Genomic DNA, 557 nt, shown 5'->3' on the forward strand with positions numbered 1-557 from the left:
CATCGACGTCAACGAACGGATTTTTTGCGGCCCGAAGGTACGCACACATGAACAATGTTGCTTCAACGACCTGGCCGGAGTTCGACAGCAGGCAGGCGCCACTTGGGAGGGGGCCGCTAGCCCCTTTGTACTCGACCCCAATCTGCTTACGCAGACGATTGACCTGCTTGGAGGTGTGATCGGTGTGCACGGTGATGATGCTGCAGCGAAAGCCTGCCTGCACCATCTGCTGGGTCAAGGTTGCGTTGTCCATGTCTGCGGATCTCAAAGGGTGTTATCGGATTCCCAGGTTCAATAGCTGGGATTCATGACGCGAAGCAGTAGCTGAAGGGTGTCGCTGCGCTCACCGGCGGACTCACGTACCAGGCCGTCTCGTGCGGTGAATTTCACACGGCCCAGGGCGGCAATTTGGTTGCGCTGGCCGAAGGAGCTCTCTTTGAGCCAGCCGGCGTCTTTCTCGGATAGTCCCCAGAAGATTCGGCTTTCCAGCTCCGAGGTACGCAGATCCTCGCGGATCTCGCTAAGCACATTGGTTACGAGGCTGACGCTGTAGCTGT

General features: G+C 58.0%; 2 protein-coding genes. Both read right to left on the bottom strand.

The annotated features are described in order from the left end of the window. On the bottom strand, positions 1–253 hold a 253-nt coding region (locus QKY98_RS23680; RefSeq protein WP_284671715.1), incomplete at its 3' end, for a hypothetical protein. Positions 254–291: 38 nt separating this feature from the next. After that, positions 292–557 (bottom strand): hypothetical protein (locus QKY98_RS23685; protein ID WP_284671716.1); only part of this gene is annotated, 266 nt, incomplete at its 5' end.

The sequence above is a fragment of the Pseudomonas sp. HR1 genome (genome assembly GCF_030175875.1).
GTDB classification, from domain to species: domain Bacteria; phylum Pseudomonadota; class Gammaproteobacteria; order Pseudomonadales; family Pseudomonadaceae; genus Chryseomonas; species Chryseomonas oryzihabitans.